Annotated in this window: 27 protein-coding genes and 1 pseudogene; 17 read left to right on the plus strand and 11 right to left on the minus strand. The window is 63.3% G+C overall.

The features are described 5' to 3' along the window. Nucleotides 1-201 precede the first annotated feature (201 nt). Nucleotides 202-498, plus strand: coding sequence for a hypothetical protein (locus tag H536_RS24600; protein ID WP_148233768.1), 297 nt, complete (start codon nt 202-204; stop codon nt 496-498). A gap of 79 nt (nt 499-577) precedes the next feature. Here H536_RS24600 and H536_RS24605 read toward each other — a convergent pair whose 3' ends face one another. After that, nucleotides 578-718 (minus strand): hypothetical protein, encoded by a 141-nt coding sequence (locus H536_RS24605; RefSeq protein ID WP_154653361.1) that lies wholly within the window; start codon nt 716-718, stop codon nt 578-580. A 128-nt stretch (nt 719-846) separates the two neighbouring features. On the opposite strand from H536_RS24605, the gene H536_RS24610 reads away from it, so the two are divergent. Continuing rightward, complete coding sequence (locus tag H536_RS24610) at nt 847-987, plus strand: hypothetical protein (protein WP_154653362.1); 141 nt, start codon at nt 847-849, stop codon at nt 985-987. Beyond that, the gene (locus H536_RS0120820) at nt 984-1,355 is read left to right on the plus strand and encodes a hypothetical protein (protein WP_009209162.1); all 372 of its coding nucleotides are present in this window, start codon (nt 984-986) and stop codon (nt 1,353-1,355) included. Before H536_RS24610 ends, H536_RS0120820 begins: the two co-directional genes overlap by 4 nt. A 409-nt stretch (nt 1,356-1,764) precedes the next feature. Here H536_RS0120820 and H536_RS24615 read toward each other — a convergent pair whose 3' ends face one another. The 7 genes from H536_RS24615 to H536_RS0120845 form a co-directional block, all read right to left on the minus strand. Further along, nucleotides 1,765-1,938: a hypothetical protein gene (locus tag H536_RS24615; protein WP_154653363.1), complete on the minus strand. Its 174-nt coding sequence runs from the start codon at nt 1,936-1,938 to the stop codon at nt 1,765-1,767. A 12-nt stretch (nt 1,939-1,950) separates the two neighbouring features. Further along, on the minus strand, nt 1,951-2,697 hold the full coding sequence (gene qatD, locus H536_RS0120830; protein ID WP_148233949.1) for a Qat anti-phage system TatD family nuclease QatD: 747 nt from the start codon (nt 2,695-2,697) through the stop codon (nt 1,951-1,953). Further along, a complete protein-coding gene (locus H536_RS25225; RefSeq protein ID WP_024352277.1) occupies nt 2,690-2,890 on the minus strand; it encodes a hypothetical protein in 201 nt (66 codons plus the stop codon). The genes qatD and H536_RS25225 overlap by 8 nt, the downstream gene beginning before the upstream one ends. A 10-nt stretch (nt 2,891-2,900) precedes the next feature. Continuing rightward, nucleotides 2,901-3,521, minus strand: a complete 621-nt coding sequence (locus H536_RS25230; RefSeq protein ID WP_009209165.1) for a hypothetical protein — start codon at nt 3,519-3,521, stop codon at nt 2,901-2,903. Next, entirely contained in the window at nt 3,518-4,075 is a 558-nt protein-coding gene (locus H536_RS25235; protein ID WP_009209166.1) for a hypothetical protein, read from the minus strand. The genes H536_RS25230 and H536_RS25235 overlap by 4 nt, the downstream gene beginning before the upstream one ends. Continuing rightward, a complete protein-coding gene (locus tag H536_RS0120840; RefSeq protein ID WP_024352278.1) occupies nt 4,072-4,293 on the minus strand; it encodes a hypothetical protein in 222 nt (73 codons plus the stop codon). Before H536_RS0120840 ends, H536_RS25235 begins: the two co-directional genes overlap by 4 nt. A gap of 440 nt (nt 4,294-4,733) precedes the next feature. Next, nucleotides 4,734-5,150, minus strand: a complete 417-nt coding sequence (locus tag H536_RS0120845; protein WP_009209168.1) for a MerR family transcriptional regulator — start codon at nt 5,148-5,150, stop codon at nt 4,734-4,736. A 76-nt stretch (nt 5,151-5,226) separates the two neighbouring features. On the opposite strand from H536_RS0120845, the gene H536_RS0120850 reads away from it, so the two are divergent. The 5 genes from H536_RS0120850 (at nt 5,227) to H536_RS0120870 (ending at nt 9,706) form a co-directional block, all read left to right on the plus strand. Continuing rightward, nucleotides 5,227-5,619 (plus strand): mercuric transporter MerT family protein, encoded by a 393-nt coding sequence (locus H536_RS0120850; protein ID WP_148233769.1) that lies wholly within the window; start codon nt 5,227-5,229, stop codon nt 5,617-5,619. Nucleotides 5,620-5,634: 15 nt separating this feature from the next. After that, entirely contained in the window at nt 5,635-5,967 is a 333-nt protein-coding gene (locus H536_RS0120855) for a heavy-metal-associated domain-containing protein (RefSeq protein ID WP_024352279.1), read from the plus strand. Between the two features lie 158 nt (nt 5,968-6,125). Beyond that, nucleotides 6,126-7,655, plus strand: coding sequence for a mercury(II) reductase (merA, locus tag H536_RS0120860; protein WP_306302720.1), 1,530 nt, complete (start codon nt 6,126-6,128; stop codon nt 7,653-7,655). Between the two features lie 49 nt (nt 7,656-7,704). Then, complete coding sequence (locus H536_RS23465) at nt 7,705-8,106, plus strand: hypothetical protein (protein ID WP_024352281.1); 402 nt, start codon at nt 7,705-7,707, stop codon at nt 8,104-8,106. A 253-nt stretch (nt 8,107-8,359) separates the two neighbouring features. Beyond that, entirely contained in the window at nt 8,360-9,706 is a 1,347-nt protein-coding gene (locus H536_RS0120870; RefSeq protein WP_009209172.1) for a dihydrolipoyl dehydrogenase family protein, read from the plus strand. Nucleotides 9,707-9,750: 44 nt separating this feature from the next. Here the strand turns inward: H536_RS0120870 and H536_RS0120875 are convergent, their stop codons facing one another. Beyond that, nucleotides 9,751-10,434 (minus strand): hypothetical protein, encoded by a 684-nt coding sequence (locus tag H536_RS0120875; protein WP_035695289.1) that lies wholly within the window; start codon nt 10,432-10,434, stop codon nt 9,751-9,753. A 1,250-nt stretch (nt 10,435-11,684) separates the two neighbouring features. Between H536_RS0120875 and H536_RS0120885 the strand changes: the two genes are divergently transcribed. The 9 genes from H536_RS0120885 (at nt 11,685) to H536_RS0120920 (ending at nt 18,999) form a co-directional block, all read left to right on the plus strand. Further along, nucleotides 11,685-13,139 carry a TolC family protein gene (locus tag H536_RS0120885; RefSeq protein ID WP_009209175.1) on the plus strand — a complete coding sequence of 485 codons (1,455 nt, stop codon included), beginning with the start codon at nt 11,685-11,687 and terminating at the stop codon, nt 13,137-13,139. A 17-nt stretch (nt 13,140-13,156) separates the two neighbouring features. Next, a complete protein-coding gene (locus H536_RS0120890) occupies nt 13,157-14,548 on the plus strand; it encodes a multicopper oxidase family protein (protein ID WP_024352282.1) in 1,392 nt (463 codons plus the stop codon). A gap of 45 nt (nt 14,549-14,593) precedes the next feature. Then, entirely contained in the window at nt 14,594-15,082 is a 489-nt protein-coding gene (locus tag H536_RS0120895; RefSeq protein WP_009209177.1) for a cupredoxin domain-containing protein, read from the plus strand. Nucleotides 15,083-15,113: 31 nt separating this feature from the next. Beyond that, nucleotides 15,114-15,503 (plus strand): hypothetical protein, encoded by a 390-nt coding sequence (locus H536_RS24625; protein WP_009209178.1) that lies wholly within the window; start codon nt 15,114-15,116, stop codon nt 15,501-15,503. A gap of 86 nt (nt 15,504-15,589) precedes the next feature. Beyond that, nucleotides 15,590-15,871: a copper-binding protein gene (locus H536_RS0120900; protein ID WP_024352283.1), complete on the plus strand. Its 282-nt coding sequence runs from the start codon at nt 15,590-15,592 to the stop codon at nt 15,869-15,871. A 75-nt stretch (nt 15,872-15,946) separates the two neighbouring features. Next, the gene (locus H536_RS0120905; protein WP_009209179.1) at nt 15,947-16,396 is read left to right on the plus strand and encodes a DUF305 domain-containing protein; all 450 of its coding nucleotides are present in this window, start codon (nt 15,947-15,949) and stop codon (nt 16,394-16,396) included. A gap of 63 nt (nt 16,397-16,459) precedes the next feature. Continuing rightward, nucleotides 16,460-17,770 (plus strand): adenylate/guanylate cyclase domain-containing protein, encoded by a 1,311-nt coding sequence (locus tag H536_RS0120910; protein ID WP_009209180.1) that lies wholly within the window; start codon nt 16,460-16,462, stop codon nt 17,768-17,770. A 217-nt stretch (nt 17,771-17,987) separates the two neighbouring features. Next, nucleotides 17,988-18,575: a multicopper oxidase domain-containing protein gene (locus H536_RS0120915; protein WP_244495437.1), complete on the plus strand. Its 588-nt coding sequence runs from the start codon at nt 17,988-17,990 to the stop codon at nt 18,573-18,575. A gap of 10 nt (nt 18,576-18,585) precedes the next feature. Next, entirely contained in the window at nt 18,586-18,999 is a 414-nt protein-coding gene (locus tag H536_RS0120920; RefSeq protein WP_009209182.1) for a c-type cytochrome, read from the plus strand. 11 nt (nt 19,000-19,010) lie between these two features. On the opposite strand, the gene H536_RS25405 is transcribed toward H536_RS0120920, so the two are convergent. Both H536_RS25405 and H536_RS24820 read right to left on the minus strand, forming a co-directional pair. Further along, a complete protein-coding gene (locus tag H536_RS25405) occupies nt 19,011-19,133 on the minus strand; it encodes a hypothetical protein (protein ID WP_255341181.1) in 123 nt (40 codons plus the stop codon). Between the two features lie 132 nt (nt 19,134-19,265). Further along, nucleotides 19,266-19,487: pseudogene (locus H536_RS24820) on the minus strand (glutaredoxin); the annotation flags it as partial.

A 19,487-nucleotide genomic window follows, 5' to 3' on the forward strand; every position in this document is an offset into this window, starting at 1 on the left:
TATGCACAAGACGCCACCTTCCTGATCAGCCGCAGGATAAATTCTCGGGATCATCTAAATCAAACACTTACAGGTGCGATCCTTCCTAAAAAACCATCAAAATCAATGGCTTGAAGATTTTCCAGTTTGACATTGAAGCAGAGTCATGAGATATTGGAGTTGTCTCAATCAAGAGGCGGCGTACTTCGAGGATACTGAAGCATGGCAGTTCGATCTAAGGCGGTTAATACCGCTGAATCAAAAGTAGTTCGCGAAAATCCAGCCGCAGAATTCCGCAAAGCGGTGAAAGCAGCGGGCGCGACCTATGAAATCAACCGCGACCGAAGCAGCTATTCGGACGCAATGAGCATCAGCTTTGCGGATGGTCGAACGCTCCACCTTCGACACATCCCAGCGGAGTGGTCCGATCACATCGACACGTTAGAGGCGTTCATCGCCGACCCGAGCTCGCGTCGCTTCATCGACTGTAAGGACGGTTCATTCGACGTCTGCGGATGAGCCTCGCGCCAACGGAGCTGACCGAACATGAGCAGGTCTAGGGCTCAATACCGGAGGTCCCGCAGTGATGCCGGGGCCTCTATGCTACAAGATCGGCATCAATAGACGGCGGTGCCAAGTCTATAGCGTTCGAGCCCTTGGCTGAAGAAGCCTCGAATGTGGTCGCCACGTCGGCTGCCGACGCCGGATGGTCCACCAGCCATCGCGCTTTCTTGGTCATCGGTGAGATTCCTGGATGCAGGGCTCCAACGCAGGATGACGGAGACAAGCACGAGCGCGTGCGGACGAGACGTGGGATCGGCACTGTTGGTCAACGCCTGAAGCGCCGAACGAACGAGGGGGCAAACCATGACCGCCACCGACCGCTACAGCGCCCTCCGCCGCCGTCTGCGCATGACGCAGCCGGAGATCGCCGTCGACCGCTTGGCGGCCCGGCTGCGCGGGCGCGCGCTGACTGACCTCGCGGAATTTGCAGGACTGATTCAATGACCCGGACCGACGCCGAACTGGAGGCCATCATAATGGCGAGGACCGCCGACATCTTATGCCAACAGCTCTCCGTCGTCGACGGCGTGTGCCGTGTCGAGATCTACGACCCGCCGGGCGCGGACGACGAGAACTGGGCCGTATCGCTCACAGCGTCGCCCGAGCGCGTCGAGGGGGAGTTCTATAGCAAGGGCGGCGCGCGCGGGACCGTCGTCTCGAACCCCGTCGACGCCCACGCCGCACGGGACGACTACGAACGGTTCCTGCGCGATCCCGCGTCCTGGTCGCGAGAGCTGTGGGCCGAGTTCGCCAAGTTCGACGACGTGCGGTGGGTCATCTTCGGCGAGACGTTGAAAATGTTGAGGGCATGATAGCCGACGCTCGCATGGGTCAGCGACCCTACACCTCAAAGTCTCTGGCTATTGTGGATCCGGTCCATCCTGAAAGTTCGAGGATGCCCGCCCTCCGTTTTGTCGATCGCGTGCAGGTATCGCCGGGTGTCGGCCTCTCGAGTGCGGCCTGAGCACCGCGGCGGGGACTGGAAGGTCTACGGTGCATTTGAGCACCGCCTCCCCGAGGGACTCGACCCGAAGAACGGGCGGCATGTCGAGGAGGTCCGGATCTCCCTGTCCGCCCCCGTGGACGACATACGGGCCGCCGAAGAAGCGGTCGCCAAGCGGCTCGCCGAACAGATGCCTTTCACGGAATACCCTGAATGGATTGCCAGCCCGCGCCGGCGACGGCAGGACCCAGAAGCACTGTCACCGCACCAAGGCGCAATCAGAACAAGGCGATGGCCGCACCGCAGAAGAGAAGGAGCGCGACGGGGTCGATGCTTGCCAGGCTCGGGACGTCGAGCGTGAGCGGTCCGACCCGAACCTGGTAGACCTCCCGGAACAGCACGTGCAGGCCGAACCAGAGGGCCAGATTGAGGATCTGTGAACTACGACACAAGCCCTCGTTCTCTCAGCTCACGAGGGCGGCGAGGTTCGTGCGGATCCGTTTTGCCATCTCGCCCTCGGGAATGCCGAATGACGACGCCAGCATTGAGGTGGCCCTGCCGACATCGGCTGGCCGGGCAGCGTCGTCTCCCTCTCGCGCGAACGGACCGTCTGTCTCCGTCAGGATCCGGTCGATCGGGACCACGGTCCTGACGATGGCCGACATCCGGTCGGACTGCATCATCGCCGCGTTGATCGAGAACCAGCATCCAAGGTCGACGGCTCGCCGCGCTTCGGCCTTGCTGCCGGAGAACCAGTGCAGGACGACGTTCGACCGTCCCCGGGGTAGGTGCGCCTCCACCATGTCCAGAACCAGCGTGGCCGCGCGGACACTGTGGACCGAGAGCACCTTGTCACCGGCAGACGCGCACGCCACTAGGACGCGTCGGAACACCTCGCGCTGGCGCTCCAGGGAACGGAAGTGGGCAGGTCCGGCGTCGAGGCCGACCTCTCCGACGTACCGTGTCTCGGGAAGCAGCGCCTCGAACAGGGCGATCTCGTCCCCGTGGTCCGCGACAAGCTGCGGGTGCAGGCCGAGTGCCGCCCTGACGTGTCGGGTCGCCGAAGCGAGATTGTGGTTGCGCCGCCAAGCGCGAGGCGTCGTCGTCACGGCGAGGGTGTAGAGCCCCGCCGCGTCGCACTCGCGCACGAGCTCCTCGAAGTCCGGGAAGAGGTCGAGGTGGCAGTGGAAGTCGACCAGGGCCTCAGCCATCGCGACCATCAAGCGGCCTCGCCTCGACGTCTTCGAGGACCTCGGCGACTTCCGCCATGCCGCGTCGGTAGACGCCGACGAGGTCTGGCACGATGGCGGCGTCCTCCAGCAGCGGGCCCGGCTTGTAGACCCATGTCTCGGGCAGTTCCGGCCTCTCCCGAAGGCGGGCGATCGCGTATTGGAAACCTCGCACCTGCCGTCCCTTAGCTTTGGTCGTATCGAGGACCTCGGAGGTGAGGTCGTCGAGTGCATACCCGGTTTCGTCCCTGCCGTCCCACGGCGTCCGCAGGAGCGAGGCGCGACGGATAATGCAGGGGAGGCAGTAGCCGCAATGGGCGTGGTCGCCCGCATACCAGCGCCTCGTCGACGGGTGCGCGCAGGACAGCGACCAGCGGCGCCAGCGCCTCGAGGGCGGCCGGGTTCGCGCATCCGTCGACCATCTCACCCTTGGTGCGGTCCCAGTAGGGGTTCACGACGCGGCCCCGGATGCCGACGGTCGCGAGCAGCTCGTTCCAGCGGTGGATGTAGAACGGATGCGTCGTCCGCGTGCTGTTGCTTCCCACCCGCGTGACGTCGAGCGGCACGTTCAGGAAGATCAGGCCGTTCTCCGGAACCCGGAGGTCGAACGGTCGGGCGAACGCCGACCCGGCGAACGCCGCGGCCGCGAAAAACAGGAAGGACCGCCCGCGGGTGGAGTTCTCGCCTCCGATTCCGGCGACGAGGTTGCTCGGGATGGTCATGGCCAGGCGGAGCCGGACCGGACGCGCGTGATCTGCCTGACGGGCCGCGAGCTCGCGGAACAGCCTGCCTTGGGGCGCGCTCACGCCGCCTTCGCCGCCGTGGCTGACGAAAAGGGGAAACCCCCCCTCGTGAAGTTCGTCGACTGCCCCGATGAGACTGTCGAGACCGCCGGAGAACAGGGAGACCCCCGTGAACGGATGTCGTGTCCGCGATCTCGGCTGACGCGACAGAGGCGGGCGGCCGGAGCGAGGCAGGGGCGGAAGCGGACCGCCCACAGGTCGCCGGTCAGGAACCGGAGCATGCGCTCTAGGGGGGCGGTCGCCCGATCCCAGACGGCGACGTCGGAGACGGGAACGACGATGCTGATCTCACGCATCCACCCGTCCTGTGAGGCCTGCACCCGGTTCAGCCGCGTGTCCGCGGCATGGACGTGGGCCGCCAACGTGATCAGGTCGATGCCGACCGCAGTGGGAGTCAGGTGCCAGCCAGCGAGGTGCTTCAGGGCGCGGTCCACACCGAAACGCAGGCTTCCCGCGGCGTCGAGGAGGTCGAGAGTGGTCGCGACCGTGTCCACGGCGCGCGGCGGCCGGAAGGCGTCGGCGGGCCCCAAGCGTCCGAAGATGATATGCTTGGTCATGCGTCGCCTCTCTCTGGACCGTCGGCGTAGCCTTCGAGTACGCCCATGGCCATTGTATAGATCCGTTCGATCGCCGAACGGACGCCGGCACCGGACATCAGTCGGCCGACCCCCGCCATCGCGGACCTCACCGCGCCGTCGACGAAGTCCCGGACGTCGGCCTCGGCCGACGCCGCGTCCTCGATGCTGTCGGGAAGGAGCACGATCCCATTGGCCACCGCGTTCTTCAGTCGGTTGTCGATCGTCCCGACGATGAACCGCTCGATTTATGCGCGGTATCCCAAATGAGGTTGATGCATATCGCTACTGCGGCGGCCATCAGCCTCGGCTTTGTCGGCCTCGCCGCGGCGCATGAGTTCAAAGCTGGAGGTCTCACGATCGACCATCCGTCATCCCGCCCGACACTGCCAACGGCGAGGGTCGGGCGGGGTACTCGTCCGTCAGCAGCAGCGATGGAAGTTGAGCAGATCGGCTACCGTCGCGGGCAGGTTCGCGAGCCACGAGTAGCCGGTGGAGGACGGCGTCGCACGGATGCGTCCTGTCAAGGACGAAATCCTCATCAGGCCAGATGCGACGGTCACGCTCGATCCCGGGAGAGGCGCCTACCCGTGGCGGTGAAACGCTGCGGGGTGAACGCAGCAGGACGAACTTAGCGCAGTCATGAGCCTTCGAGCGTTTCCAGAACCGCGCAGTCCGGCACATCACCTCCCGAACATCGGGCCGCCGCCGCCGCAAGCACTATCTCAATCCGTCTGAGGTCTGCAATCTTCGTCCGCACGTTCGAAAGGTGGCGTTCGGTACGCTCCTTGATCTCCGCACAAGTCTGGTCGCCGCCGTCAACGAGGTCGAGAAGCCCCCGAATCTCCTCGATCGAGAACCCAAGCTCTCTGGCGCGCAGGATGAATTTCAGCCGCGAGACATGATCCGAGCCGTAGACCCGGTAGCCTGCCGCCGTGCGCGGCGGATCGGGCATCATACCGATCTTCTCATAATAGCGGACGGTTTCGAGATTGCAGCCGGTTCGTCGCGCCAGCTCAGCGCGCCGCAGACCCCTCCCGGACGCGTGATCGCTCATCGCGAAAAACCCTCTTGAGCCTGTAGTTGCTACAGACCTTATAGAAGATCGAGCGGAGGATCGAAAGGCGAAGATGATGAGCATCACGAACCGGGAACGTTGGCATCCCGCGGAGGAAGTCGGAAGCCGCCGGAAGGACTGGTTCGCGGCCGGAGGTGTCACTGGGGCGGTCTTCGCGTCAAGCTGCTGCATTGGGCCGCTGGCCCTTCTCTCGCTCGGCGTCTCGGGCGCATGGATCGGCAATCTGACTGCGCTCGAGCCCCTGAAGCCCTTGTTCGCAGCTATCGCGCTCCTCTTCATCGGCCTCGGGTTCCGGCAGGTCTACTTCCAGCCGAACACGATCTGCGAGCCCGGCTCCGTCTGCGCCCGGTCGCGATCAGCACTTCTTACCAGGACAGCTCTCTGGTCCGCCACTGTCCTAGTGCTCGTCGCGATCACGATCGACTGGTGGGCGCCGCTTCTTTACTGAGCAAGGAGGCTTTTCATGAAATCCTATTTCGCTTCCACCGCCGCAGCCGCAGCCGTCCTATTGGGGGCGCCGGCGATCCTGGCGATTCAGAGTTTGCCAGCCGCCGGTCAGACGGCATCCGCGCAAGCCGAACTCAAGACCGTGGTGTTCGACGTGGAGAACATGACCTGCGCGACCTGTCCGATAACTGTCCGTCTGGCCATGGAGGCCGTCGAGGGCGTGCGCTCCGTCAAGATCGATTTCGAGGCGAAAACCGCCACCGTCGTCTTCGACCCCGCGATTTCCAATACCGCGGGGATCCGCGCCGCCTCGACGAACGCCGGGTATCCGGCAGCGGCGCAAAGCTGACGTGCGATGAAGGATCGCACCATCACCAGGTCCGGCATCGTTGGCGCCGTGGTCGCCGCGATCTGCTGCTTCACCCCAATCCTCGTCCTTGGCGTTGGCGCAGTCGGCCTGTCGGCCTGTCGGCCTGGCTCGGTTGGCTCGACTATGTGCTCTTGCCGGTGCTTTTCGTCGCGCTGGGGCTGATCGCCTACGGTCTTTGGCTTCAGCGCCGGGCGGCAGATTGCTGCACGCCCCCACTCGATCGAATACCGAAGGACGATGACATGGATGCATGCTGCTCAATGCCCCGCCAGGGCAGCTACGATCTCGCGGTGGTCGGCGCGGGTTCGGCCGGATTTTCCGCCGCCATCACCGCCGCGGACCTCGGCGCGCGGGTTGCCCTCATCGGCCACGGAACGATCGGCGGCACCTGCGTGAATGTCGGCTGCGTGCCGTCCAAGACAATGATCCGAGCGGCGGAAGCGCTGCACGGCGCCAGTGCTGCTGAACGGTTCCTGGGGCTCACGTGCGGAGTTCGGGTAACCGACTGGCCGTCGCTCATCGCAGCGAAGGACGATCTCGTTGCAAGCTTGCGGCAGAAAAAGTACGCGGACCTGCTGCCGGACTACGAAGCCGTGGACTACATCGAAGGCCAGGTGCGCTTCGAGGGCGACGCCCTCCTGGTCGATGGTGCGCCGCTCAGTGCGGGAAAAGTCATCATCGCAACCGGGGCATCGCCGGTGATCCCGGACATCGCCGGCATCAGGGACGTGCCGGTCCTGACCAGCACAACGGCGCTGGAACTGACCGAGCAGCCTGCCTCGCTCCTCGTCATCGGCGGCGGTTACATAGGCTGCGAACTCGCGCAGATGTTCGCGCGTCTGGGAACTGCGGTGACGCTCGTGACGCGGTCCCGTCTCCTGCCCGAAGCCGAGCCCGAGGTTTCGGAGGCGCTGACGGCCTATCTTAGGGACGAGGGCGTAACGGTCCGGACCGGAGTCTTCTACCGTCGCATCGCGCGTCACGACGAAGGGGCCGTGCTCACCGTGCTCTCCGAAGGCAGGGAAGTGACACTGAGCGCCGCCCGCGTTCTGGCGACCACAGGCCGGCGTCCCAACGTGGAAATCCTGAACCTTACGGATGCCGGCGTCGAGCTCGACTGGCGCGGCGCGGTCGTCGTCGACAACCGCATGCGGACCACCCGGCCCGGCGTCTATGCCGCGGGCGACGTCACCGGGCGCGACCAGTTCGTCTACATGGCGGCCTACGGCGCGAAACTTGCGGCGAAGAATGCGCTGAACGGCGACAGCCTGGTCTACGACAATGGAGCCATGCCTTGGGTCGTGTTCACGGATCCTCAGGTGGCGGGCGTAGGGCTGACCGAGGCCGGTGCACGCGCCGCGGGATGTGACCCAAAGACCTCGGTCGTCCCGCTTGATCAGGTGCCGCGGGCACTGGTCGCCAGAGATACGCGCGGGCTGATCAAGCTCGTGGCCGACGCCAGGACCGACCGGCTGCTCGGTGGCCAGATCCTCGCGCCCGAGGGCGCCGACAGCATCCAGACACTTTCGATGGCGTTGCAGGTCGGCATGACGACGCGGGCGCTCGGTGAAACCATCTTCCCATATCTCACCACAGTGGAGGGCCTGAAGCTCGCCGCACAGGGATTCGGCAAGGATGTGGCTAAGCTATCCTGTTGCGCCGGTTGAAACATCGCGCCGCCCAAGACGTTTGCGACGCAGCGAAATGCAATGCCTCATGACCGCCCAGCACGCGCCCTGGGCGGTCTCGCCCGACGATACGGAACAGAGGGAGCAGCGTGTCCGACCGGACCCGCCCTTCCGGGCCGAGATATTCGCCGACTACGCAGGTCTCGATGTCGACGAACCGGAGACGATAGCCGCAGGCATGGCCCTCCACTACACCTCCAGCGTTGGCAGGGGACCGGTCTACTGCGTGATGCGCCGGACGGCCGGGATGGACTCGCTCGGAGCGGTTGCCGCCGGCGGCGTGAGAATGTCCGTCATCCTGCAGGGGTCAATGACCGACGCTCTCGGTCTCAGCCCGCCGGAAAGGGGGCGCGAGCTCCGGGATTGGCGACGGCCTCGCATGGACTTTCGCCGCGGCGGTGGCATCGGCCATTGTCAATTTCCGCTCTGACGAGGAGTCGGCCGAGCAAATCGTTCCCGAGATTCCGGGAGAATGGCGGCTGCGCCGGGCCGGTTCAGACCGACGTCCCGAAGCCGGAGAACTCTGGGACGCTCATCGAGACGGCGATCGGATGACGGATAGTCGCCCAGGAATGCCGCTCCCGACGCTGGGCGGAGCCGACGTCCTCTGCGACATCGGCGCTCCGTTCGGCTGGACAGCCTCGCGGCGGCGCGTCCGCCAACTTCAAGGAAAGGAATGAACCATGGCTATCAGCTACGATCTTCTGATTATCGGCACCGGGACGGCAGCGATGGTTGCCGCGATGCGTGTGCGCGCGGCGGGGTGGAGCGTGGCGGTGGCGGATTTCCGCTCCTTCGGCGGCACCTGTGCCTTGAGAGGCTGCGACCCCAAGAAGATGATGATCGGCGGCACCGATGCGGCCGACCACGCCTGGCGCATGCAGGGCCATGGCGTGGAAGGAGATACCCATCTCGAGTGGCCAGGTCTCCTCGCCTTCAAGCGCAGCTTCACCGTTCCGATTCCGGACAAGCACGAGCAGCGTTACGAAGAGAAGGGCATCGACACCTTTCACGGACGGGCGCGGTTTACCGGACCGAACACGCTCGACATCGGAGGCACGCCGGTCGAAGCGCGACACGTCCTGATCGCTGCCGGTGCGGAGCCGCTGCGGCTCGGAATCCCGGGCGAGGAGCACCTCATCGACAACGAGGGTTTTCTGGAGCTCGAGAGGCTGCCCAAGCGGATCGTGCTCGTCGGCGGCGGCTACATCGCTGCGGAGTTCTCCCACATCGCCGCCCGCGCCGGCGCCAAGGTGACGATCTTCCAGCATGGCGAGCGCATGCTGAAGCACTTCGATCCGGACCTCGTCGGCTGGCTGATGGACAAGTTTCGCGACCTTGGCATCGACGTTCGGACAGATGCAGAGGTGACCGCGATCGAGAAATCCGGAGAAGGCTATCGAGTTTCGGCGATGGACCTTGACGGCGAACTGACCGTAGAGGCCGATCTCGTCGTGCACGCCGCCGGGCGCAAGCCGGCTCTCACCGACCTCGATCTCGCCGCCGCCGGGATCAAGCACGAGAACGGGCGGCTCGTCCTGAACGCGCACCTTCAAAGCGTATCCAATCCGACGGTCTACGCCGCCGGCGACGCCGCTCAGATGGGACCGCCGCTCACCCCTGTTTCGAGCCATGACGCCAAGGTCGCTGCCGCCAATCTGCTCGAAGGCAACAAGCAGAGGCCAAACTACGACGGCGTGCCGAGCGTCGCCTTCACGATTCCGCCGATCGCCGCTGTGGGGCTCACCGAGGCCGAAGCGCGGGATAAGGGCATGAAGTTCGGGATGAAGAGCGCCCGCGCTGAGGGGTGGTTCACGGCGCGTCAGGCGGCGGAGAAGATCTACGGCTTCAAGGTGCTGGTGGACAAAGAGACCGACCTCGTCCTCGGGGCGCACTTGGTCGGTCCGCATGCCGATGAGGTCATCAATATCTTCGCACTTGCGATCCGCCACGGGATCACGGCCGAGAAGCTCAAGTCGACCATGTTCGCCTATCCCAGCGGGGCGTCCGATATTGGATCCATGCTATAGACGTCGAGGGGGCGGGGCTGTCGCGGCCTATCCGGCGGGAAAGTTCACCCTAAGGTATCAACACTCCCGCTAAGCGTCTCGACGCCGGAATTGGCGTCCTTCAGCGCCGCAATGTAATTACGCGGGAAGAGCAAGTGGTTGACCGTTTCCATGCCCATAAAGTCAGCGATCTTGTTCGTGAAAGTCGAGCAGTTATAGGCGACGGCGTGCCAGAGCGGGCTGTTGCCCTGAAGCTGCCGGATCCGGCCAAGGATACGCTGATACTCTTCCGGTGTGAGTGCAATGGTCATCTCGTTCTGAAGATATCTAATCTCGGTGTCGCCGTCCGAGAAGCCGGTCTCGGATGGGACCGGGGCGATATGGCCCATGGTATAGACAGCGTTGCCGCCTGCGGGGTGAAGACCGGCGATCTCGGTCATGTTCGAGATGAGGACTCCCCCATTGTCGTAGGGGACGTTACCGCGCGAATCGAGTTCGCCGAAGGCGACGAACGAATGGCCGTAGCTTTCAGCATTACGGGCACGGAAAGAGATGAAATAGGGCTTCGCCAACTGGCCAACGGCGCTTTGCCCCGACCAGGGTGTGAACCGAACCTGCTGATCGGTCCCGGCGAAGCTCGTGGCAGGAGCACCGACCGTCATGTTCGAATTCGAAGAAGTTGATGAGCAACCGGCAAAGGCCGCGATCAAGATTGCGATCGCAGTGAATTTCGCAAGAAACTTTGCCATGTCGGTCGATCCCAAACGCGTCGTTGTTCAGCCACTCCGGCCTGAGCATTCACGACTTGCTGTGAAAATATGGGTGAGGAGCAAACCCCTAGTGGCTGACTAAGGCCTAAGTAGGGTGGCGTCTAGGAAGCGGAGCGTGAGAGGACGACTTTCTTGAGTTTTCCGGTCCGTATTCTGGGGATGAGATTGAGAAGGCCCGCTTCCTTTGGCATCTCCGCCGCGCGCTCGCGCATCCCGAAGTGTCTTGGCCGGCAGCTCGAGGGTAGCGTGACGAGCGAGAACGCTGATCCGTTTGCATCCAAGAGCAAGGTGACGCCTTTCTTGAGTGGACGGTGCGCCCATCGGAAAAATTTTCCGATTTCATTGCCGCCATGCCTTCCGGGTACGTCGCATCAAACCAGGATACCGGACTCGAGTATGGACGTCTCTCTGAGATCATGATATCGATACCTCAATGACGTTGCACCGATCCCATGCTTGGATGCCAGCTCGGCTGCTGACCGCTTTTGCGGTTGTGCTGAGCATGCTGTTTGCGTCAGTCGGATCGGTTGGGGCGGATATCCCCACAATGTCCACGCAGCCTCCTGCCTTGTCGATGTCCGCTCAATTGGATGTCAGTGGGATGAGGGAGCATGTGCGCGATGGCGACCATGCTCCGTCCAAGGCTCATGACCACAAGGCTGTCGGCGGAAGTGACTGTGCGACGCACTGCGTTACGGCCGTCCCGCAGGCCGTCGGGCCGACCGACGCCGTGCCGGTCAGCCGCAGTCTGTCCTACCCGCTCCTCTCGGCGGATCTGACCGGACAGTCCGGACCCACCACCGAGCGTCCTCCTCGAATCTGATCGTCCAGGGCTTTTCTCAGCCTTATTGCGTCTTCCGGCCATTCCTTGGTCGCAAGAAGCGTGGACGTCAGGAATTCGCCCACGGCGAAGCCTGATCCTCTTCCTCCATGACCGGTTCCGCGAGGCGCATCTCGCGGCGAACGGTATGGCGTTCAGGTTCAACAATGAGATTCTCCATCATTGCCGGCATCCTGCCCGGCCTGCTTCTGGCGGGCTGTGCGGACGCTGCTCGGGGTCTGCCCGAAACAACCGTATTCCCGTCGCCTGAGGACCCGAGCATTCCCGGCGGAACACTTGGCCAAGCTTCCGTCGTCGGTGCCTATACCCATCGCATTGTCCGCGAGCCGGCAGGCTTTCGCGGTACGGGCGTAGATATGGCGCCCGTTGCCGGCCGGGAGCCGGCACTATGAGGCCGCTGTTCAAGGTGAGCAGCGTCCTTCTCCTGCCGCTGATCATGTCCGGCTGCGTCGCGGCTTCGGAGACATTCGAGCCGGATCTCGGCTTCAGTGTCGTGTCGGCAGACGCCGGACGCCGTCTGGGAAAGCAGACGGTCTGGGTCCAGGATCAGGCGCAGGCTGCGGCGGCCAACGAGCGGGTCCGGAACCTGCTCGCGGCAAAATATATCGGCGCCGACGCGGCCGTGCAGGTCGCCCTTCTCAGCAACAAGGCGTTGCAGGCGGACTATGCAGAGGTCGGATTGTCGGTTGCCGAACTCTGGCAGGAAGGGCTCGCCGTCAATCCGAGGCTTTCGCTCTCCTACAGCGGGATTGGCGTCGGACGGACGATCGAGGGGCTGATCGCCGCCAACATCATCCGGATGATGACCCGGGAACGGCGCCTCGACGTCGCCGAGGTCCGGGTCCTCCAAGCGCAATTGCGGGCCGTCGATGCAACGCTGGCGCTTGCGGCCAGAACGCGTGAGGCTTGGATCGAGGCTGTCGCGGCCTGGGAGACGGTCGCCTATCTGAACCGTGCGAAGGTCGCCGCGGACGCTGCCGCGGAACTGGCCAGCGAACTGGGCCGGACCGGAGCGATGCCGAAGGTCGAGCAGGCCCGCGAACAGGCCTTCTATGCCGAGCTGACCGGGCGGACAGCCGAAGCGCGATTGGCCGCGCAACTGGCGAAGGAAAAGCTCTTCCGGGTGATGGGCGTATGGGGGAAGAATCTCGATTTCGAGGTTCCGAACGCATTGCCCGCACTGCCCGGCAAGCTGAAGGCCTTCAAGGCGATCGAGGCGGAGGCTCTTCGCAACCGGGTCGACCTTCAGGTCGCGCGTCTCGAACTCGAGGCGCTGGCGCGGTCCTACGGCCTGACCGAGGCCACGCGATACGTGTCGGACCTGGAACTGGCTGCCGGCCTGGAAGTGGAGAAGGAAGTCGAAGAGCAGGAGGACGGAACTGAAGAAACGAATAACGTTGTTTCGGGTGTCATCGAAGTTGGGCTCGAAATCCCGATCTTCGACAGCGGGCAGGCCCGGCTTCGAAAGGCGGAATTCCAGTACCTGAAGGCCGCCAACCAGTTGGCAGCCAAAGCCGTCGATATCCGGTCGCAGGCACGCGCTGCCTACAAGGCCTATCGCGGCCGCAGCGAGATCGCCCGACACTACCGTTCTCGCGTCGTGCCATTGCGGACGACGGTCGAGAAGGAAGCTCTTCTCACCTACAACGGGATGATCACGAGCACCTTCGATCTCCTCGCCGATACGCGGGCGAAGCTCGACGCGATCCTGCTCTCCCTCAACGCAAAGCGCGAATTCCACCTCGCCGACGCCGCTCTCACCGCGGCCGTCTACGGCGGTGGCGAAGATGCGCCCGAAGCCGCTGGTGACGCCGAGATGGCGTCCGCCTCCGGCGACGATTGATCGAAAGGATCCGAACGATGGTTTCGAGACGACAATTCATCGGGGCCGGAGCGGCTCTTGCAGGCGTCGCCGCCTGGTCGAAGACGTCGGCCATGGGGCTTCCGGAAGCGCCGATCATGGAAACGGCGGCCACCCAGCCGCCGCTGATGCCGACGGCCGGGCCGGACTACAATCCCGTGGTCACGCTGAACGGCTGGTCGCTGCCCTTTCGCATGAACAACGGCGTCAAGGAGTTCCACCTCGTTGCCGAACCGGTGGAGCGGGAGATGGGCGAGGGCATGACCGCCTATCTGTGGGGCTACAACGGCCAGGCGCCGGGACCGACCATCGAATGCGTCGAAGGCGACCGGGTGCGGATCTTCGTATCGAACAGATTGAGGGAGCACACGACCGTTCACTGGCACGGCGTCATCCTGCCCTGCGGCATGGACGGCGTGACCGGACTGACCCAGCCGGGAATCCCGCCGGGCAAGACGTTCGTCTACGAGTTCGACGCCGTGAAGAGCGGGACCTTCATGTACCATCCGCATGGCGACGAGATGGTCCAGATGGCCATGGGGATGATGGGCATGTTCATCATCCATCCGAAGGACCCAACCTTCATGCCGGTCGATCGCGACTTCGTTTTCATGCTGTCGGCCTACGACATCGATCCCGGTGCGTATTTGCCGAAGGTCATGGAGATGACCGATTTCAATCTGTGGGCGATCAATGCCCGGGTTTTCCCGGATGTCGCACCTCTCGTCGCGGCCACCGGCGACCGGGTGCGGGTGCGGGTCGGAAACCTAACGATGACCAATCATCCGATCCACATGCACGGTTACGACTTCGAGGTGACCTGCACGGACGGAGGATGGGTGAGGCCCGAGGCACGCTGGCCGGAGGTCTCGATCGACATTCCCGTGGGGGCAATGCGGGCCTACGAGTTCGACGCGGTCTATCCGGGCGACTGGGCCCTGCACTGCCACAAGTCGCACCACACGATGAACGCGATGGGACACGATATCCCGACGCCGATGAATGCCGACAAGGCCAGGATTGCGGCGAAGATACGCCAGATCCAACCGGACTACATGCCGATGGGCGAAACCGGGATGGCCGAAATGGCCGAGATGGCGATGCCGTTGCCAGACAACACGATCCCGATGATGGCCGGCTGGGGGCAGTTCGGCGCCCTCGAGATGGGCGGCATGTTCACCGTGATGAAGGTTCGGGACGGGCTTGCGGCCGACGATTACGCCGATCCGGGCGATTACGAATTTCCCGCCGGAACGGTGGCCTACGAATGGACCGGATCGCTCCCTGAAGCGCCTGTCGCGCCGGCAGGCAGCGCCGACGGTGCCGCACTACCCCACACGCCATCCGCCAGACGCGTCATGCCGGCCGGCGGCGATCATTCCGGCCATTGAGGCCGGGACGCAAGGGACATCAACCACAACCAAAGAGGACCATTCATGCGCAAACTTACGACGCTGCTGCTCGCCGCCATGTTGCCACTGGCTCCTGCCGCCGCCTTGGCGGCCGGGAGCCATTCGGGCGGGCACCACGACGAGATGATGCTCGGCAAGCCGGCGGAGCCCGCGCAAGCGGAGCGGACCATCGCCGTGCGGATGCTGGAGACCGACGACGGCGAGATGCTGTTCGAGCCATCATCGATCGCGGTCAAGCGGGGCGAGACCGTGCTTCTCGACATCCGCAACGATGGCGAGCTTGAGCACGAGTTCGTCATGGACGGGCAGGAGGCGATCCAGGAGCACAAGGCGCTCATGGAGAAGTTCCCGGAGATGGAGCACGCCGATCCGAACTCCGTGCGTCTGGAGCCCGGCGAGAGTGGCCAGATCGCCTGGACCTTCACGAATGACGGCAGCTTCGAGTTCGCCTGTCTGATCCCCGGCCACTACGAATCCGGCATGCACGGTCCGCTAGACGTGGCCGCCAAGTAATCTCAAACACTGAATACGAGGAATGTAACAAATGAAAAAGATTATCATCGCGGCTATTGCGAGCACGCTGATCACCTCATCTGCCTTCGCCGGCGGGCTAGTGCCCGGATCGGAAGCTGGAATCGAAAGTCATGAGACTGCCGAACGCCTTGCGATAGCGAAAGGAGGAGGGCATATCCCGGCAAATTCGGTGGATCATACCATATTTAGTCATCCGCCTCAGACGTTCGGCTACAGCGTTCCAGATGCAGGCGTAAGCAACCACAACATCATTCCCGGCTCTGAATATGGGATTGAGAAGCTGGAGGAGACCAGAAGAGATCAGGTGCAGTCTGGGAGTTTCGCGACCGGGAAGGCAACTGCCCCGACCCCTCTCGGCTGGAACTTCCTCGTTCCCGGATCCGAGTATGGCCTGCTGTAATGCTGGTTATCGTTGGCCAGATGGAAGAGCGTCTGGCTAGCGACACTCGCGACCAAACAAATCAAATCTTATGAAGGAAAAATACGATGAAATTGACCAAAATCGCGACATTCGCGTTCCTTTCGTTCTCTGTGGCGAGTCCTTCGATAGCCGCTGAATTCACCAAAGGAACCGTGCAGAAGGTCGACGCCAAGGCCAAGAAGCTGACGATCAGGCATGAGGAACTGGTCAATCTCGACATGCCGGCAATGACGATGGTGTTCGTCGTCGCCGATCCCGCGATGCTGGAAACGGCAAAGGAAGGTCAGGCGATCGAGTTCGTTGCGGAACGAGTTCGCGGCAAGTTGACCGTCGTTGAGATGAAATAAGCAACATTCCCGCCGGGCGGCGCCAACCGCCCAGCGGGACCACGTCCCAAGTCCCACCATCCAGAGACCCGCCTCATGAAATACTCGACCTTCGGCGCGATGATCGCGACCTCCACCATCGTGATGTTCGGACTGATGTATCTGAACACCTACAGCCTCGATCACATCCTCTTCAGCGAAACCCGGGCATGGATGGCGATCGTCATGGGGGCGACAATGGCCGTCATCATGCTTGCCTTCATGCTCGGCATGTACCGAAACCGAACGGCCAATGTCGCGATCTTCGCCGCTGCAATCATCGCCTTCGCCGGCTCGCTCTATCTCGTGCGCAGCCAGGACACGATCGCGGACGTCGCCTGGATGAAGGCGATGATCCCGCATCATTCGATCGCCATACTGACCAGCGAGCGTGCCAACATCTCCGATCCGCGCGTCCGCAAGCTCGCCGACGAGATCATCGAGGCGCAGCGCCGGGAGATCGGCGAGATGAAGGCTCTGATTGCCGATCTCGAGGGCCAGGACTGATTCGCTGAGTGACCTTCAAGATCGAAAACGGGAATCGTTTGCGGCGGAGCGCAATTCACACCGATGGCAGTAGTTGACTTTGCAGGGGAGGAACTTGATCGGACGATCATCCGGGTGGAATCCCGCAATGAGATGCGGACCGTCATCTGGCGGTTCTTCGCATTGGCGGTCTTTGCGATTTCGGTGGCTTTGGAACCGGACATCGAAAGCCATGGGATCCATCTGATACTGCTCGCCGCTTACACCGGCACGTCCTTCACCGCAGTGCTTCTCGTCGCGACAGGCGCGTTCCGAGCGAGTTTCAACTGGGTTTACGTGTTCATCGACGCGGTGCTTGTCGTCTACCTCGCGGCAGAGCACATGTTCATCCCGGGAATCTCGGTCTCCGATGCGCTGGCCACGCCAAGTCTCGCCATCGCGTTCGTCCTCCTGGCGCATGCCAGCATGCGAATGCGTGTCGGACCCGTCCTCTTCTTCGCAGCGATCGTGTCGCTCGGGTCCATCGTAACTGGGGCGATGTCACTCTTCGCTGACCCCTACCGATTGGGCCTCGCGCAGGAAGATCTTCAGGCGGCGAGTGTTCGGCTTCTGGCATTCGCCGCTGTTGCGGCCATCCAGATCATGCTGGTCGTGGACATCAAACGCTTGGTGAGATCAACTCTGTCGAAGTCGAGTGAACGTGCCAACCTCGCTCGCTTCTTTTCTCCAGGGACAGCCGAACTCCTCGCTTCGAAAGGGTTGGGCGTTGGCCTGGGACGCCACGAGGCGGCCGTCATGTTCCTGGATATCCGCGGGTTCACCAGCCTCGCAGAGAAGATGCCCCTTGAGGAGGTCGCATCACTGCTATCGGACTTCAGGTACCGCGTCGTCGCGATGGTCTCTGAATACGGTGGCACCATCGACAAGTTCATCGGCGATGGGGTCATGGTCGTATTTGGCTTTCCCGCATCCAGCCAGCAGGACACCGCGAATGCATTCGACTGTTCCCAGCAGTTGATTCAGCAGCTTGACGCGTGGAGTGACCGACGTGTCGGCTCCGGTGAAGCTGCGCTGTCTTTTGGTATAGGTCTGCATCACGGGAGCGTCATCGGAGGCGTGATCGCCGCCGGGGCTCATAACGAATGCACTGTACTCGGCGACGCCGTAAACCTTGCGAGCCGGCTTCAGGCGATGTGTCGAAGCCTCGACGCGGATATCGTGATGTCGCGAGCCATGGCCGAGCGGTTGCATGAGCACCGGTTGGACGAACGCTGGACCGTGAAGTCCCGTGCAAGGATCCCTGGTCGGACTGGAATGTCGGATGTCGTCTACCTTCCATCTAGTCGAGCACGTCCCGCAGTGCCTGAAATGGCGGGCAGGGGAAAGGTTTCATGACATCTGCCGCCGCTGCGGCAATCAATCCGAGCCAGACGGTCGCACCGGCGCGCGATGAAGGCTTCTGCGGCTGGGGAGGGCCAGCACGATGACATGTTCGATCAGTCGCCGGAGCTTCCTGCTCGGATCGAGCGCGATGCTTGCAACGACTGGAATATCGAGGGCATCCGCCGCCACACAGCACCTTCTCGTCGCTGCCGTAGGCCAGGCGCAGATCGTGCCCGAGACATTCGCAGGCCCCACGCCTGTCTGGGCATTCAACGGTACCGCGCCAGGGCCGGTGGTGCGGGTGCGTGCAGGCGAACGTCTGGCCGTCGATGTCGAGAACGGCCTCGATCAGCCGACCAGCGTGCACTGGCACGGCATCCGGATCGACAACGCGATGGATGGCGTGCCTGGCCTCACGCAGGCGGCGATCGCGCCCGGTGAGCAATTCTCCTACGATTTCGTCGCGCCGGATCCGGGGACCTACTGGTACCACTCCCACAATCGATCCTGGGAGCAGAATGCCCGCGGGCTTCACGGGGCGCTGATCGTCGACGAGCCTGAGCCGTGGCGGGGTGCCGACCGCGACCTCGTTCTGGTCCTCGACGACTGGCGTCTCGTCCAGGACGGCTCCATCGCAGACGGCTTCGGCCAGATGATGGAGTGGGCACATGGCGGCCGCATCGGCAACACGCCGACGGTTAATGGACGCCTGGGCTCAAAGATCGCGGTCCGGCCGAACGAGTGGGTCCGGGTGCGCCATTGCCACATGCTGGAGCATGCCGCCGGCGGAATGATGATCTGGTTCGAAGTGACATGAGGAGACGCCGATGACGGCATCGAAAGCGACCATCTCAGCCATCGCCGGCGCGCTCGCAATCGGCGCGTTCCTTCTCTGGTGGACCCCGTCCGGAGGACCGGCATCCGACGAGCATATCGTGGCCGTGACAGTCCCACAGCTCTCCGTCCGGGCGGAGCGTGGACAGGAACTCTTCGCCGCGAACTGTGCTGCCTGCCACGGGGATAACGCCGGCGGCACCGAACAGGGGCCGCCGCTGATCCATCGGATCTACGAGCCGAGCCACCATGGCGATCAGGCATTCCTGATCGCGGCGACGCAAGGCGCCCGTGCCCACCACTGGGGCTTCGGAAACATGCCGCCGGTTGAGGGCGTGAGTGAGCGCCAAGTCGTCGACATCGTCGCCTATATTCGCGAGGTCCAGAAGGCCAACGGCATCTTCTGAACCCGCCACGATCACCGTCGCAGGTATTTCACCAGCGCCGCGATCACCAGCACGAAGACTACAAGGACGAAAATGCCCCAGAGTCCCATGCCAAAAGGCATCCATCCCATATCGCCAGAGTGTTCGCCCATCATCGTTGTTCTCCCTGCTGAAGGTGGCTTTTCCGTCGGGTAGTCTTGAAAGCCAACGGCGGAGTTCTTGTCGAAGACGAGGAGCGTCCCCGATCCCGGTCCGCAGTGTTGGCACATGGTTGGAACGAGGAGGCTTCAGCCTCCCCCGATCATGCGAAGGGGCATCCACAGACCCATGCCGATCATGACAAGGTTCTCGGTCAGCGACACGAAGCCCAGCGGCACGTTCGAGCCGCCGCCGACGCAGGCGCATTTGAGTTCGCGCTTCTGCACATAGACCGCATAGAAGACCGACACGGCGCCGATCGTCCCGATGACCAGCGCGATCGGCGCCGACAGCCAGGTGAGGGTGCCGGC

The organism is Aurantimonas coralicida DSM 14790 (assembly GCF_000421645.1).
Taxonomy (GTDB): Bacteria; Pseudomonadota; Alphaproteobacteria; order Rhizobiales; family Rhizobiaceae; genus Aurantimonas; species Aurantimonas coralicida.